The organism is Acinetobacter lwoffii, from assembly GCF_024129715.1.
GTDB lineage: Bacteria > Pseudomonadota > Gammaproteobacteria > Pseudomonadales > Moraxellaceae > Acinetobacter > Acinetobacter lwoffii_U.
Genome location: NZ_JAMXXM010000001.1, coordinates 262,525 through 278,404, shown reverse-complemented (window position 1 = coordinate 278,404; position 15,880 = coordinate 262,525). Strand labels below are relative to the sequence as shown.

The following is a 15,880-nucleotide window of genomic DNA, read 5'->3' as shown; positions in this document are numbered from 1 at the left end:
TCAAATGAGGGGCTTTTTTTATGTTTTAGGGATTTGGCATCGGGTTATTTTTAAAATATTCATCCACTTTGTTCCACGGTGCAGTCGATGCCACACCTTTCACCATATTCTGGTTCACACCCTGACAAAGCGCGCTGTCGGGTGTTAGGTGGAAAGCATTCACATTTGGGTCCATATAAGGAATTGAGCCTGGACGGCGCTGGAAATAGAAGTTTAACCAATCGACCATAGCTTCAAAGCCATAATTCGACATGGCCCAGGCACTATTATGCCCGCCCCAATGATGACCAAATTCATGTGCAATAATTCGATAACCAGATAATCTGTAATGGCCATAGAATAACCAAGTATCTACTCCTAATACTGCTCCACCACCTAAACCACCACCCATATTGGTAATGCCAAGATTAATTTCATTGCGGTTAAGAATTTCCCGATAGATCCGAACATAATCTTCTGGCTGAAAGAAACCATTCGGCCCTTCTACCTGACCATCATTGCCAAAAAAATCGTGTCCCATGACCGCTTTATGGTTAAACCATAAGGTTTCAAATTCTGGAGTACTGAGCATATAGGCCAGATTGGTCATCATCATGACCCATTCCCGGGCATAGACCGGCGTAATACGACACCATTTATTCGGTTCATCATAGGTACCAAAATAAATTTTCCATTTGGCTTTAATCTGATTCAGCTTTTTGACGTGCTCATCGGTCTCAGAGCTAATTTTCAGATCAAAAACATTGCTTGGGTTTTGCGTGGTCTGACTCAGACCTGCGAGCTGGATCGAGCCTGTGCCATCAAGCAACGGGAAACGGGATTGATCGGTCAACTTGAGACCAAAATTTGCCTTCGAAAATGGCGTCAACTGATCCAGCTTAGCCAGAATCACCCAGTCTTCTGAGTTTTTAATCTTGGCACGAATCTGCAAATCACGTACAGGCACAGCACTGTAGCTTTGCAAATGCAGGCGGTTGCCATTTAGAGTTGCCGATAAAATATGGTCCATATAGACATGACGCTGGCTGCTATTGGTCAAGGTTTCCCATGATTCACCATCCTGCAAGACACGGCTTCTCTCGCGTGCCTGAGATTCGGTTAAAATCATAGCTTGGTTTAGCTGTGTGGATTTATTCTGTTGCAAGGTCAGCATTGGCAGAATATGAATTTTCTGATTGGCCATGTGTAATAGATTCTGACCATAAATATAAAGATCGCTGGCCTTGGCTAGTCGGCTGCTCTGGGTTTGCCCTTTTACAATATAATCTCGGAAGGTATCCACACTTTTATTGGGTAAGATAGAGTCTAAGTTAAAGGATTTTTCCTTGTAACTTTCTACAGTGCCATCATTTCGTGACACATAGACCAAGCCATCGTTATGACGATGCATGACTGCCGACAAATTGGTTTCTGTTAAAATGGGCGTAATATTATTTCCATTTTCCTGAATCTGATTGATATCGTGGACATAAGTCATACCATCCGGCAGGCTGGTATACAGATAGTCGCCCATGACCTCCATACGTGCATTACAGTTGCGTGCACAGCCCGGCAAGCTGAGCCGTGCAAATTTGCGGGCCTTTAAATGGTTTTGCGCTGTCACATCACTTTGACGCCAGACATTGATCCGGCCTTCAATATCAGGTACATACACATAACGGTCGTCAGCAGTCACTGCATTGCTATGTACCAGCGCATAATTAAGCGCATCGCCCCACCATACACCTATGCCGAGTGCCATAATGAAGCTCGGCTGCTCACCACTAATATCTAGAATATCAATTCGGTTCGAGCCATAATTGGCCACATACAAACGCCCTGCATGAATTTCCAGATCATTCAGGCTGTCCCATTTTTTGGCCAGACCCGAAATTTTCATAGGATCAATCGCACTGAGTGCACGTTTTTGTTTTAAGTCATAACGTAGAATATTCGATTCGGCCTGACTATTGGCAATATAAAGCACATCGCCATTTACCACCATGGCGGTGGGATTCCAGGTTTTCAGACCGAAATTCCCTGCTGTTAATTCCGAACCTACATCCAGAACCTTAAATTCCGCAATTTTGCTCAGTTGCTCACCCGAACCTGGTGAAATTACGAAATCCGGAAGCGTCTGCTGTGGCGTACTGCTATCACCTCCTCCACCCCCACAACCAGACATCAGCAACACGATGGACACTGACAAGGTCACTCGTCTAAATAGCATTGAATTCCCCAATAAATTTTAAAATTAAAATAAAAAATCAATGTCTTATATCTTAATTTTCAGTTGGGTTCGAGCATAAAAAATGAGGACTTGATCAAGTCCTCATCGCTGAATATTTCACCTTTCGCATTCTGAAAAGGGAGTCTAAACTGTGTGGTATTTTTTATGGCATATTTTATGATGAGATTTTCCGATAATCCGGCTGGAGCCCTAGTCTGGCTTCTAGATGATCATAAATCCACTGAAAGATAAAGGTATATACGAGAATACAAAGGGTTAGAGTTAAGTCTAGCAGAAAGGCCTGAGCCAGACTCATGTGTAAGGCATAAGCCACCATCGGAATGGTCGCCAGCATCAAACCGCCTTCAAAGCCAATTGCATGAGCAATCCGCACTTTAACGCTTCTTTTTAAACGATGTTTAGCTTCAAACTTTTCAAAATAGTGATTAAACAGCATATTCCAAAATACTGAAGTCACAGCCATAGCAATCCCGAGCGCACCTGTCACTTCAAGTGGCATATGCATCAGTGTACTTAAAAGGACAGCAATCACGACCAGTAAAATGCCTTCATATAAGGCAGCATGAATCAGTCTTCTTTTGGAAATTAACATATTAAATCAGCTCAATTCATTACATGATGCAAGAATTTTATTTCTTTAAATCTGATTATTCGAGTTAGAATCTATCAATAAAAATGAAAGATTAAAGATATGAATGTTAATCAAGAACAGCTGCTGATGTTTAAAACCGTGATGGAAACCGGTTCTTTCTCTGCGGCTGCACGTCAACTGGGCAAAGTACCTTCAGCAGTCAGCATGGCCATTGCCAATCTGGAAATTGATTTAAATCTGGAACTGTTTCAGCGTGTAGGCCGTGAACCGAAACCGACCGCACAGGCGCAAGTATTGTATGAAAAAACCCAGCAACTTCTGGTCGAAATGAATCAGTGGAAACAGCATGCTCAAGCCTTAAGTTCAGGCTTGGAATCTGAACTGAATATCGTAGTGGTCTCAGAATTGCTGCATACGCGCTGGACCGATTATATTGTGTTGCTAGAACAGGAATTTCCTGCACTGCAAGTCAATGTATTCAGTGCACCTCAGGAAGATGCACATCGTATGCTGTTTGAAGGTTCAGCGCAGCTAGCCTTGATGTTTGAACGCGAACAACTGGAAACACGGGAACAGTTTGTGGAATTGAAACGTGAGGTACTGGTGGCTGTAGTCGCCAAACAGCATCCCCTAAGTCAGTTCGATCAAGTCAGTTATGAACAGATTTTGCAAAACAGGCAGATTGTGGTGGCCAGTCGGGATCGCACCATCAAGCCGGAACTACTCTTTTCACGAAATTACTGGCGCACCGACAACCATCACTCGGCTTGCAGCATGATTCAGCAAGGACTGGGCTGGGGGGTTCTGCCACTCGAAATGCTGAATGAGCAGCCACATTTGCAAGATCAGTTACAGGTTCTCAACCTGCTCGATTTCACCCCAAAGTTTGAATATTTTGTTGATCTGGTCTGGAGCAGAGAAACCCGATTAGGCACAGCTGCTCATTTTTTGATTAATCACTTGCGCAAACAACGTAAAACCGGGCATTAATCACAGAAATTCAACGACAGTCTACTTGGTAAACCGGCCATTTATGATATATAAGAAAGCATAAGCAATAACCATAGAACTAGATCGTAATGACATTAACTGCATTAAACCAATTAAAAAACTTGACGACCATTGTGGCAGACAGCAGTGATTTGAGTGCCATTGAAAAATTTCGTCCGCTTGATGCAACCACCAATCCATCGCTGATTACTGCAGCAGCGAAACAACCTGAAAATCAGGCCTTGATTGAAGCTGCTTTTCAGCAAGCCAAGCAAGAAGGCTATACAGATGACGCCCTGATTGAACGAACCATTGATATTTTGACGGTCAAATTCGGTGTAGAAATCTTAAAACTCATTGAAGGTCGTGTGTCAACGGAAGTCGATGCTTCCCTGTCCTTTAATACTGAAGCTACCATTGCCAAAGCCAAAGAGTTACTGGCACTTTATGCGCAATATGGAATTGATTCAGACCGTATCCTGATTAAGATCGCGTCTACCTGGGAAGGAATTCAAGCAGCAAAAGCACTGGAAGAACAAGGCATTCATACCAATCTGACTTTATTGTTTGGTCAGAATCAGGCCCATGCCTGTGCCGATGCCAAAGTAACATTAATCTCGCCTTTTGTCGGCCGTATTCTGGACTGGTACAAAAAAGCTGAAGGCGTTGAGTCTTACCCGATTGAAAAAGATCCGGGTGTACTTTCGGTTAAGCGTATTTATGAATTTTATAAAGCGCATGGTATTCAGACTGAAATCATGGGTGCCAGCTTCCGCAGTATTGATCAGGTTCTAGGCTTGAGCGGCTGTGACCTGCTTACGGTAGCACCAAACCTGCTGGCCGAACTGGAAAATGATCAGCGTGAAGTGCAGGTGCAACTCTCAGCCGAAGATATCCAAGTTCAAGGTGAACTCAGCCCAATCAGCCATGCCGATTTTGATGCACAATTGAAACAGGATCCGATGGCCAGTGAATTACTGCAAGGTGGGATCGACGGCTTCATTAAAGCACGTGAACAACTGGCTGCTTTATTACGTGAAACTTTCCTGAGTACGACTGAAATTTAAAGAAAATTTAGCAAATTTCTCCAAGCCGATGTTGCTATAATGCCACATCGGCTTTTTTGTTCATGCGAGTTTTTCGTGTTTGGTATCACAGATCTAACGACCTTTATCATTGGAACCACGTTGATTGTGCTACTGCCTGGGCCGAACTCCCTGTATGTCATGTCGATTGCTTCGCGCTTTGGGATTAAGACGGGATATATGGGTGCCTTGGGGGTTTATACCGGTGATCTGATCTTGATTATATGTACAGCACTGGGTGCGGCCTCGCTCCTACATGCCTTTCCGGTACTGTTTATTGCCCTGAAAATTATTGGAGCGATCTATCTCAGTTACCTCGGTCTCAAACTGATCATTGCGGCCTATCAGACTTTCTTTCCGGCAAAATTGGCACAACGCGTCCAGATTAAAAAAACATCTTCTGATACTACTGAATCAATTCAGCCCTTTCGTACAGCGCTCACAATCAGTATTTTAAATCCCAAAGCAATTCTATTTTACCTGTCTTTTTTTGTGCAGTTTGTCGATCCTGTCTATCCTTATCCAGCTCTGACATTCACGCTTCTGGCTGTGATTTTGCAATTGATCAGTATGACCTATCTTTCAATCCTGATTTTTTCTGGTGTAAAACTGGCCTCCTATTTCAACCAGAATTATAAAGTGACCGCCAGCTGTGTCGCGGCGGTTGGGATCCTGTTTTGCGGTTTTGGCCTTAAACTGGCGACTTCAACTTTCTAGCAATGACCGGCTTCAAGCCAGCAGACCTCTGGATAAAATTGTTAAAAATATTGTGTTGATACGTGAAAAGCGTATGATTTAAACGCATTTAAAAATAGTGTCATGGATGATGCCAAAACTTTTACAAGATCTCTCCTTTCCCGCCATCATGGCCGGTTTTATTACCTGCATGATTGGTATCAGTGTTTCTGCCGTACTGGTTATTGAAGCTGCGCAAAGCCTGGGTGCCAATCAGGCACAGATCAGTTCCTGGTTGTGGGCACTGGGTATAGGTATTGGAGTTTCTGGATTTTTGCTTTCCTGGAAATATCGTTATCCGATTTCAACCGCCTGGTCGACTGCCGGTCTGGCACTGGTCATTGCTTCTGCCGGTCACTATAGTCTGGGTGAAGCAATTGGCGCTTTTCTGATTTCTGGCATCCTGATTGCCTGTCTGGGATTTTTTGGAATTTTCGAGCGAATTTTCCAGTTTATTCCACAAAGTTTGACCAGTGCCATGCTGGCAGGTGTTTTATTAAAATTTGGCATCTCGGTCTTTGGCAGTCTGCAACAGTCCTGGGAATTCGTGCTTTGTGTACTGGCGATTTATCTGGTTTCCAAAAAACTGAGTACGCGCTATAGCATCGTGATTACCGTGTTAATGGCTATTGCCCTCTGTCCGTTCTTTATTAATTTTACTATTCCGCAGCTGAACTGGAGTATTGCCCAGCCGGTATGGATTACACCTGAATTTAGCCTGCAAGCTGTTTTAGGACTGGCCTTACCTTTAATGGTGATTAATCTGGCATCGCAATACCTGCCTGGCTTGGCCGTCATCAAAAGTTATGGTTATCCGCCGAAAGTAAATTCTATTCTAGGCTGGACGGGTATTACACAGACGATGCTGGCGCCCTTTGGCTGTTTTAGTGTCAATCTTGCCGCAATCAGTGCGGCGGTCAGCCTGGATGTCCAAGCGCATCCTGATCCGGCCAAACGTTATATTGCCGGTATGAGCTGCGGCCTGTTTTATATCCTGATGGGTTTTTTTGCTGCGACCTTGACCAGTGTACTAATGGCTTTTCCGGGGATTCTGATTACAGTATTGGCAGGCATTGCCCTGTTTGGCACCATTGGCCACAATATCGCGCTGGCTTTTCAGGACAGTCATGACCGTGAAGCAGCACTGATGACATTCCTGTTTAGCGCCTCTAATATCCAGTTTTTTGGTATTGGCTCCGCTTTTTGGGGACTGCTACTTGGTCTGATAGTTTATTTAATGTTTAAGCTTAAACCGCAAGTGGCATAAGCTTATTGTAGAAATGAGGCAGCTACCTTGTCTGCCTTTTTAATGCCCTGCAGTCTGGGAAAACAGGTTAATCACCACCACACCGGAAATGATAAGTGCAATCCCGATAAAAGCGGGCAAATCTAGCGCCTGCTTAAAGATCACATAGCCTGCGATTGCCGTAAGAACGATGCCTACTCCCGCCCAGATTGCATATGCAATGCCTAAGGGGATTACTTTAATCACCTGAGACAGCAAATAAAACGCAATACAGAATAAAACGACTACTGCCAGAGATGGCCATAATCGGGTAAAGCCTTCAGACTTCACCAGAAATGTTGATCCAGTCACTTCGGCAATAATAGCCAATGCCAACAATAAATATGCCCATGACACAGGATTCATTTTTTAAACTCCAAACTATTTTTCAATGATTGCTGTCGGGACGATCTGACACGATCAATCTTGAGAGATTCATTTTGCACAGTTTTCTCTTCACGGGGAAAGCTGATGTAAAAAATCCAGGGTTTTGACAAAAGTTTGCTGACTTTCCTTTTTGCCCATAAAAAACTGATATTCATGAATGAGCCAGGCCTTAGACTCTGGATAAAATATTTCAGTCACAGGAATCTGCTGTTCCTTCAAAGCTTTTACAAATGGTAGCGACTGGGTATCGGTGAGAAAGTCTTTATTGCCGCCACTGATAAAAACCGGTGGATAAGACGGCGTAATGTGTTGAATCGGAGAAATCTGCTTTAAAAATTCAGCATCATGTTTACGTTCACCGGTATAGGCCTGAATCAGGTTAAAGACTCCCCATTCGATAATCTTCATTTCATTCGGTGCAGTATGGGCAAACGCTTCCAGATCATAAATACCACAATGCAGAATCAGACCTTTAAGCTGCTCAGGTTGCAGATGTGGCTGAATACCGGATTGTTTGGCAAATGCAGAATTCGTTAAAAGAGCAGCATAATGGCTGGCGAGATTGGCGCCCGCAGAATCCCCGGCCAGATATAAATTCTGGGTATCGATTTGGTAGCTTGCCGCATAGCGATTTAGAAATTCAAGTGCCTGATTGATCTGGTGTAACTGGCTTGGATAGGTGGCTTGCGGTGCAAACTGATATTGCACGGATACTACGTTATAGCCTTGGGCAGCCAGCAGCTTGAAATAACCTCTGGCATGTTCTTTGGAACCTGAAATCCAGCCTCCACCATGAATCCAGACAATGGTCGTTCGTAGGCCAATACTGGCAATATTCTGCGGTTGATAAAGATCCAGAGATAATTTCTGCTGCGGGGCATAAGCAATATTTTGCTGCACAATCACAGCACCCGGCGCATAGCGATCCATCACTTTTTGCTGCAAGCCTGTGGTCAGATTAAAAGCACTGGCAATCACTTTACTGTTTTGCGCCGTCTGACAGCCAGAGAGGACGACTGAACCTATCAGTAAAAGATAAATAGTAAAAAACCTCAAGACAGTCCCCTATGTATGATCCCGAAACAGGCTACGGCAGTTTAAACCATCCTTATGTAAACGAGGATTATTCATCCTGTTATTTTTGATCATGAAAACAGTAATTCCGAGTTTTTCGCTCTGTTTTTTTGATGATATTTACATGAAAAATATTTGTAATTTAATAAGTTTTTTCAATTTTACCGCTTTTTTGCAATTGCACCTGCTACAGCACTGTGCTATCAATAAACCAAGCCTATAAATCAGACAACTTGCGGAGAAAAGCCATGGCTTATCAACATATTTTAGTCCCAGTGGACGGTTCAGAAATCTCCTTTTCTGCAGTACGACATGCTGCCAAAATTGCCAAGGCATTCGGTAGTCAGCTTTCTCTGATCAGCCTGATTGCAGAAGATCCTTTTACTGAAGCGGATTTCTATTACAGCTCCTCCATCATGAAGGAATATTTTATCGAGGCACATGCCAACGCCAAAAAGGCTTTGAAAGAAGCGACTGCCATCGCAGCCACTGAAGGTATTGAAGCGCAATCCCGCATTGTTACAGGTTTGGTCAATGCAGAACATATTGCTGAAACTGCTGCTGAAGTAAAAGCCGACCTGATTGTCATGGGCTCGCATGGCCGTAAAGGTTTCCAGAAAATGATTCTGGGCAGCTTTGCACAGGATGTTTTAGGTGCCAGTGAAATTCCTGTACTGATCGTGAAAAAATAATCCAGACACTGCGCATCTTCAAGATGCGCAGGACTTGCTGCTTTAGCTCTGAAATTCAGCCACAAAACATGCAGTGAAGATTAACTGACTAAAACCACATTCCCAATTACTGCAATAATAAATATGAGGAATCACCATGAATAACTATGATCATATTCTCGTAGCACTCGATGAGTCCTCGATTTCCTATGCTGCCGCAGATCATGCCCTGGAACTGGCCAAAGTATTTCATAGCCATGTCACTTTACTCAGTGTGATTGCGGTGGATCCCTTTAAGGGCGTAGATTTTTATAAAGTTGCTCCAGCAGTCACAGACTACTTTATGCATGCAGAACAGAATGCACTGGATCGTTTAAATGAACTGAAACTGAACTTTGTTCGTGATGGCGTCCAGGTGACGACAAAAATCCTGCATGGCATGGCACCGTCAGAAGGCATTATGCAGGCTGCAAATGAATCACCGACCGATATGATCATTATGGGTTCACATGGTCGTAAAGGCCTGCAAAAACTCATGCTGGGCAGTGTCGCTCAGAATGTTCTGGCACTTTCCTCTATTCCAGTACTCATTGTCAGACAATAATATGCTTGATCAAAGCCTGCATGATGCAGGCTTTTAACGGAGCTTTTGATTGAGTTCACTTAAGAAAATTTCAGCATCAAGCTGGCTTTGAAATACTTTTTTGTATTCTCCGACCTGCTGAATGGAATGCGGCGTATATTGAATGGAGATTTCAAGTAAGCCATTTTCAGGATTCTTGCTGACATGTACGGCAATAATATGCTGGCTATTTAAATAAAAACCATCTTCAATTTTCACTAACATATCTTGGACAACCTCTAGTAAGCGAATCTGTAGATCCCTTTACCTAGCTTACAGCTTAATAAACAAATACTCTTTTCCGTATAATCATACTGTAACACCCTTTGGTACTTACCTAGGCCTTTAGAGAAATTCAACTGTATTTAAAGCCAGCGTTTGAAATACACAGGAAATAAAAAACCGGATCAGGTCGATCCGGTTTTTTATGAATATTGATGTTATACGCTGAGCATACTATTGAGTGTCTCAGACACATTTTTAGATTTAACCAGTGGCTTTAAGGTTTCAAGCTGTGCTTTTACTTCACTGCGTTGCGGTTCTGCCAAGGTATACCAGCGTGACAATACCTGTAGCAAACGTGAACCTACAATCGGGTTTTTCTCGTCCAGATATTTTGCCAGTCCAATAAAATGCTGCACACCAAAGCTCCAGGTATTGACCGGGTTGGCATTCAGACCACCACTCACTGCACGGATACGGTTAGGCACCGCCAGATCATAATCCGGATGCTGGGTCAGATACGCAATGGTTTCGTCCGTTGCTTTTGGATGCGCTGCCTGAACCATAAACCATTGGTCTAAAGACAAGGCCTCATCTTCAAAGCGGCTATAGAAATCTGCCAAAGCTTCTTCTGCTTGTGGTGCATCATTCCAGACCAAGACTTTCAGCGCACCCAAACGTTCAGACATATTGCCCGTGTGATATTGCTCATAGGCTAAATCAAAGGCAAATGCATCTCCCTGACGGGCAATCATTGTCAGCATGATATTTCTTAAGGCGCGCACACCCATTGCTTGCGAAAACTCAGATTGCAGATCAGGATCCAGATTGAGATAAGTTTCTTTCGCTGTTTCCCCAAAGGCACGTGCCAAGGTATGCAGCAAAGCCTCACGCTTTTCCTGAATCATGGCTGGCTGATAATCCTGATCAATACGGCTACCCAAATAACCTTCCGATGGTACATCAAACAAACGTGATGCCAACAGCGGATCTTTCTCAATCACATCCGGCAAGGTATTGAGCATAGCCTCGATATAAATTTCTGCAGGCTGGTCATCCAGCAAGATACGCTCGAGTAAGGTCTGAGTTGCTTGCCACTGGTTAAAACCATTGGTCTCGTATTGCAACAGGAAAGCCAGTTCTTTTTCTGAATAGTCAAAGTCCAGATTCACCGGTGCAGAGAAATTACGCAGCAAGGATACCACCGGTTTTGCTGTCACACCGCTAAATTCAATCGTGGCTTCATCCTGATCAAACAGATACACGCCATCTTTGACGCCATTTTCAAAGAGTGCCTCAGAGTTCAGCGTTAGCTGCTCACCGCTTTCAGCATCAAACAATGCCAAAGCGACTGGAATGGGTACGGCTTTCAGATTTGGATATTTGGCATGCATTTTCAGGCTTTGCTTAAAGCTGAGGCGATAGATTTGCGTCTCTACATCATATTCAGCTTTTGCTTGAAGTTTGGGTGTACCCGGCTGGTTATACCAGGTCAGGAAGTTAGATAGATCTACACCTGAACCTGCTGTAAGCGCGGCCACCCAGTCTTCAACCGTTACCGCCTGACCATCATGACGGCGGAAATATTCATCGGTTCCTTGACGGAATTTTTCCTTACCGAGCAAGGTCGCCATCATGCGGTTAATTTCAGCCCCTTTTTCATAAACAGTGGCAGTATAGAAGTTGTTAATTTCTACAAAATGATCTGGACGCGGCGGATGTGATAGCGGCCCTGAATCTTCCGGGAACTGATGTGCTTTCAGAACTGCTACATCATCAATACGTTGTACCGCAGCCGACTGTAAATCTTCCGAAAAAGACTGGTCACGGAATACAGTCAGGCCTTCTTTCAAACACAGCTGGAACCAGTCACGACAGGTAATCCGGTTACCGGTCCAGTTATGAAAATATTCATGGGCAATGACTGACTGCACCCGCATGATGGCGGCATCAGTGGTGTACTCTTCATCGGCTAGCACGCATGAAGTATTGAAGATATTCAGACCTTTATTTTCCATGGCACCCATGTTGAATGCACTGGTCGCCACAATCATGTAATTATTCAGATCATAAGGCAGACCATAATGCTCTTCATCCCAGCGCATAGAATGTTTGAGCGCTTCCATGGCGATCTTGCATTTTGGAATATCTTTTTCTTCTGCGTAGATTTCCAGAGCTACATTGCGGCCTTCCGATGTGACATAGGAATCTTTCATCACTGCCAAGTCACCAATGACACAGGCGAACAAATAGCTCGGTTTCTTGGTCGGATCCTGCCACACGGCATAGTGACGATTTTCATCCACTTCACCGGTTTCTAGCAGGTTACCATTTGCGAGCAAGACCGGATATTTCTTGTCTGCCTCTACACGTGTGGTAAAGACCGACAACACATCAGGACGGTCTGGATAGAAAGTAATTTTACGGAACCCTTCTGGTTCATTTTGGGTCACAAACAGATCTGAACTGGCCTGATATAAACCTTCCAGCATAGTATTACTTTCAGGATGGATTTTAACCACAATTTCAAGCGACACTTGATCAGGCGCATTGGCAATGACCAGTTGTTCAGCATCAAGACTGTAGTCAGTTGCATTCAGGGTTTGACCATTTAACCGGATCGATTGCAGTTCCAGATCGCGGCCAAGCAAAACCAGATCGCCAGCAGTCTGACGCTGCATCTCCAGCTTGCTGCTGACCAGACTGTGGTCACTGTAGACTTGAATATTCAGGTCGATGGAATCAACAACAAAGGAAGGTTTTTGATAGTCTTTTAAATAAATGGTTTGATCCGCTTCGATCACCGGGTTTGCCGCAATATTCATGTCCTGTCCTAATCTTTTATCGTGTTCGACATTGTTCATGTCAAAATCATACGCCAAGTTTGAAACGCTGTCTGTGCATTTGTATTGTTAGATCTAATATGGGCATTTCGTGCACCACTTTCAATGCATTCTGCCTAATTGAGCAGCACCCGGCTCTACATAAGAAATATCTATGCCATAAAAATAGTCAGGATCATAATTTCTTACATTTTAATAAATTACTGATTTAAAAATATATAATTTTATTTGCAGAGTACCGCATAAATTCTGATTAAAAAATGAGCACACTTCTTGCTACAGTTAAACTGTGTTTTTCCACACTTCCAATGAAAGAATAATGATAACGATGATGAGGTGAGCCATGTATTTAAAACAGCATGTTGTACGGATCGAAAATATCAAAACTTTGCAGACCCTGGATCAGGCCAATATTGACCATAAAGTGATTGCACTGTTGATGAGCTGTGAAGGAATTCCACTTCAGGCCCATGAAGTAACTGCCATTCTCAACAGCTACGATGCACTCGGTGCCAAAAAAGTGCCCTCTAAAAAGGTTCAGGCCTTAATTCATGCTAAACATCGCGGCGAGGAGGACGACACATTACCCTGCCCGGTTTAAAAAGCATCATTTCATGTTTTAAAATCAGAGCTACTTCGGTAGCTCTTCTTCTGTTTGGGTGACTATTTTTGATTTAGAAAAATTGCACCAGTCCACTACGTTTGCATCTCATCAGCCGTGTATAATCAAATGCCCGTCCATTCTAGAGTTGCCCGCGACCATGGTATTCAGTGTTCTGCAAAAACAGCTTGATGAAAGTACCCACTGCCCGCTGTGTAAGGCATCGATGTATTGGATTGAGGCAGAGCAATATGATCAGGAACTGAGCTATCATGAATGCAGCCATTGCCAGCATCAGCTTTATTCTGATCAAAAACACAATTGTTATTGTGAACGATGTCTGGCGCAGCGTAAACGCATGCTCAAGGAAGTCCGTTTACAGGAAAATCGTCAATATCATAAAAAACAGGATCGACCGGTTCTTGAGCTAAATCAGCTCAGTTTTATTAATAAACTGTTTTTACTCGCGATTCTGGATGAGCAGGTTCAGGAATATAGCCAGCACCGCGAATATATTGACTGGCATCAAATTCGATATTACTCCATCAGTCCCAACTATCTGTTCCAACATGGTCTGGTGAAAAGCCTGATCAGGGATCAGGTTCTGATTCCCAAAGATCTCCAGCAGGAAAATCAGCATTATTATATTAATGTCCGACTGGATGGCTATTCTGAACCGACCCTGTTCAGCATTACCCAGCAGCTGCGCAATTGGTTTTATCAAAACCTGAGTCAGGGTGTGCCCTTTAAAAGTGCAGATGAAGTCAAAGATGCACTCTATTGCCTGCTGTATGAAGAAATCATTCAGTTTGCCCAATTCTATTGCCGTAGCTGGAATGTGCAGATTGCCGGAAATCAGGGCTTTCAGACTTTTTGCTATCGTCTTTTGGATGTACTGGCTGTGGGCCAGATTTATTATCTGGTACAAACGGGACTTGAATATCTGTACAAACAAAAAGCCCTTAAGCCACGCAATGAAAACTTTATTAATACCAATCTGCTGAAAAAAACCTTGCAGCAGTATCGCGAACGTTCAGTGACAGAAAAATGGGAAACCTCTACCCTGCCACGTCCATCGCAACTGGCATTCAGCAAGATGAGCGAAATCCTGTTTTATCGTTTTCTGGGCTATGATGAAAATATCTTCTTCCAGCCAGTGTGGCGTTCGTGGCACAAGATCGAACCCCGCCTGAAATTTTATTCCCAGAAACGTTGTATGCACTGCGGCTCACAGGAACTGTCGGTAGATTATGATGCCAGTGACTATGTCAGCCTGTTCTGTCGTAGCTGCAAGCATCAAGACCATTATTTTACCCGCTGACCGAATAGACAACTTATCTTCCACTTTTATAAATGATCATTATGACGACTTCTACGCAAGCACTACAGCAAACGCTTCTAGATCAGATCTGTGAGGCCTGGTTAAAGCTACAGCAACAGCAGCCCTTGGTACATATCATGACCAATACCGTGGCCAGCAATTATGTCGCCAATGTTGTACTGGCTGCACATGCGTCTCCGGCCATGATCGACAATCCGTTTGAAGCTGAAAGTTTTGCCAAGATTGCAGCAGCAATCAGTCTGAATCTGGGTACACCGACGACAGAGCAGGTTCAGGCGATGCAGATTGCTGCGAAAACTGCACATCAATTGCAAAAACCGTGGGTGCTTGATCCGGTCGGTTATGGAACAGTTCTGCACTGGCGTTCTGGCATCGTAGATCAGTTGATGCATTCCCAACCTACGATTTTACGAGGCAATGCTTCTGAAATTGGCGCTTTGGCCGGTAAGCAGATTGAGTCCAAGGGTGTAGACAGCACGGTAGACAGCGCAGATGTTTATTTACAGGCGCAAACTTTGCTGGATGATTGTGAATGTATCGCGATCTCCGGTGAATCCGATTACATTATTTCTAGAGACTATCCTGTGATACAGGTGTCAGGTGGTTCTGCTTTACAGCCCCGAATCACGGCAATGGGATGTGCACTCGGTGCACTGATTGCTGCCTATAGTGCGGTGACCTCTCCAACCCTCGCTGCATTAACGGCACATGTACATTTTGCCATTGCCGGACAATTGGCATTCGAACGCGCACAACAGTTAGGCAGTTTTAATGTCGCCTTTCTAGATGAAATCCATCAGCTTAATACTGAAACAATCCGACAATATGCCAGCTTCAAAATTCTGCCGGAATTCATTTAGTTTATTGGCTGCTTTACGGGGTGTTTAGGCTTAAATAGGTGAACGCCCCTATTTAGATTGATCCTGCTCATTTGCTCTATTGATCTCCTTAGAAATGTTCTGTCTAGCTCTTTCGGAGATCATTTTTGAGTAATTCTATTCCGGATTGAGCAGGCTTCATACAACTTATCTAATGATTTTCATACAAACGGTTTCCATTTTACTTAAGATCTGTTTGCATCATGCAAATCTAGTTCATGTGAATTGTAGTTCAATTTTTTGTCGGTATTTAAACATGACCTTTAAGTTTTGATTAACAGGTTACATGAATCAATATTTGAAGCCTGATCATGCTTACTTTT

General features: G+C 43.6%; 15 protein-coding genes. 9 read left to right on the top strand and 6 right to left on the bottom strand.

What is annotated here, in order from left to right; translation table 11 throughout:
* Positions 1-25: 25 nt before the first annotated feature.
* On the bottom strand, positions 26-2,209 hold the full coding sequence (locus NI462_RS01380) for an LVIVD repeat-containing protein (RefSeq protein ID WP_253158806.1): 2,184 nt from the start codon (positions 2,207-2,209) through the stop codon (positions 26-28).
* 175 nt (positions 2,210-2,384) lie between these two features.
* Positions 2,385-2,822: a chlorhexidine efflux PACE transporter AceI gene (aceI, locus tag NI462_RS01375; RefSeq protein ID WP_253158804.1), complete on the bottom strand. Its 438-nt coding sequence runs from the start codon at positions 2,820-2,822 to the stop codon at positions 2,385-2,387.
* Positions 2,823-2,921: 99 nt separating this feature from the next.
* Between aceI and aceR the strand changes: the two genes are divergently transcribed.
* The 4 genes from aceR to NI462_RS01355 all read left to right on the top strand — a co-directional run bounded on the left by aceR (position 2,922) and on the right by NI462_RS01355 (position 6,899).
* On the top strand, positions 2,922-3,812 hold the full coding sequence (gene aceR / locus NI462_RS01370; protein ID WP_180037390.1) for an HTH-type transcriptional regulator AceR: 891 nt from the start codon (positions 2,922-2,924) through the stop codon (positions 3,810-3,812).
* Positions 3,813-3,901: 89 nt separating this feature from the next.
* On the top strand, positions 3,902-4,879 hold the full coding sequence (tal, locus tag NI462_RS01365) for a transaldolase (protein ID WP_253158802.1): 978 nt from the start codon (positions 3,902-3,904) through the stop codon (positions 4,877-4,879).
* Positions 4,880-4,954: 75 nt separating this feature from the next.
* Positions 4,955-5,614 (top strand): leucine efflux protein LeuE, encoded by a 660-nt coding sequence (leuE, locus tag NI462_RS01360; RefSeq protein ID WP_253158801.1) that lies wholly within the window; start codon positions 4,955-4,957, stop codon positions 5,612-5,614.
* Between the two features lie 109 nt (positions 5,615-5,723).
* Positions 5,724-6,899 carry a benzoate/H(+) symporter BenE family transporter gene (locus NI462_RS01355; RefSeq protein ID WP_071850122.1) on the top strand — a complete coding sequence of 392 codons (1,176 nt, stop codon included), beginning with the start codon at positions 5,724-5,726 and terminating at the stop codon, positions 6,897-6,899.
* Between the two features lie 39 nt (positions 6,900-6,938).
* Here the strand turns inward: NI462_RS01355 and NI462_RS01350 are convergent, their stop codons facing one another.
* Entirely contained in the window at positions 6,939-7,283 is a 345-nt protein-coding gene (locus NI462_RS01350; RefSeq protein ID WP_005252206.1) for an SMR family transporter, read from the bottom strand.
* Positions 7,284-7,373: 90 nt separating this feature from the next.
* The gene (locus tag NI462_RS01345; RefSeq protein ID WP_253158799.1) at positions 7,374-8,360 is read right to left on the bottom strand and encodes an alpha/beta hydrolase; all 987 of its coding nucleotides are present in this window, start codon (positions 8,358-8,360) and stop codon (positions 7,374-7,376) included.
* A gap of 266 nt (positions 8,361-8,626) precedes the next feature.
* On the opposite strand from NI462_RS01345, the gene NI462_RS01340 reads away from it, so the two are divergent.
* On the top strand, positions 8,627-9,070 hold the full coding sequence (locus NI462_RS01340) for a universal stress protein (protein ID WP_253158797.1): 444 nt from the start codon (positions 8,627-8,629) through the stop codon (positions 9,068-9,070).
* A gap of 136 nt (positions 9,071-9,206) precedes the next feature.
* Positions 9,207-9,653, top strand: coding sequence for a universal stress protein (locus NI462_RS01335; RefSeq protein WP_253158795.1), 447 nt, complete (start codon positions 9,207-9,209; stop codon positions 9,651-9,653).
* A gap of 33 nt (positions 9,654-9,686) precedes the next feature.
* Here NI462_RS01335 and NI462_RS01330 read toward each other — a convergent pair whose 3' ends face one another.
* Together NI462_RS01330 and pepN are read right to left on the bottom strand one after the other, a co-directional pair.
* On the bottom strand, positions 9,687-9,896 hold the full coding sequence (locus NI462_RS01330; RefSeq protein ID WP_004278836.1) for a hypothetical protein: 210 nt from the start codon (positions 9,894-9,896) through the stop codon (positions 9,687-9,689).
* Positions 9,897-10,111: 215 nt separating this feature from the next.
* On the bottom strand, positions 10,112-12,718 hold the full coding sequence (gene pepN, locus NI462_RS01325; RefSeq protein ID WP_253158793.1) for an aminopeptidase N: 2,607 nt from the start codon (positions 12,716-12,718) through the stop codon (positions 10,112-10,114).
* Positions 12,719-13,079: 361 nt separating this feature from the next.
* Here pepN and NI462_RS01320 point away from each other — a divergent pair, with 361 nt between their 5' ends.
* From NI462_RS01320 to thiM, 3 genes are all read left to right on the top strand, one after another.
* Positions 13,080-13,337 (top strand): hypothetical protein, encoded by a 258-nt coding sequence (locus NI462_RS01320; protein WP_005263317.1) that lies wholly within the window; start codon positions 13,080-13,082, stop codon positions 13,335-13,337.
* Between the two features lie 160 nt (positions 13,338-13,497).
* Entirely contained in the window at positions 13,498-14,658 is a 1,161-nt protein-coding gene (locus NI462_RS01315; protein ID WP_005263319.1) for a hypothetical protein, read from the top strand.
* 32 nt (positions 14,659-14,690) lie between these two features.
* Entirely contained in the window at positions 14,691-15,539 is an 849-nt protein-coding gene (gene thiM, locus NI462_RS01310) for a hydroxyethylthiazole kinase (protein WP_005263322.1), read from the top strand.
* The last annotated feature ends 341 nt before the right edge of the window (positions 15,540-15,880 follow it).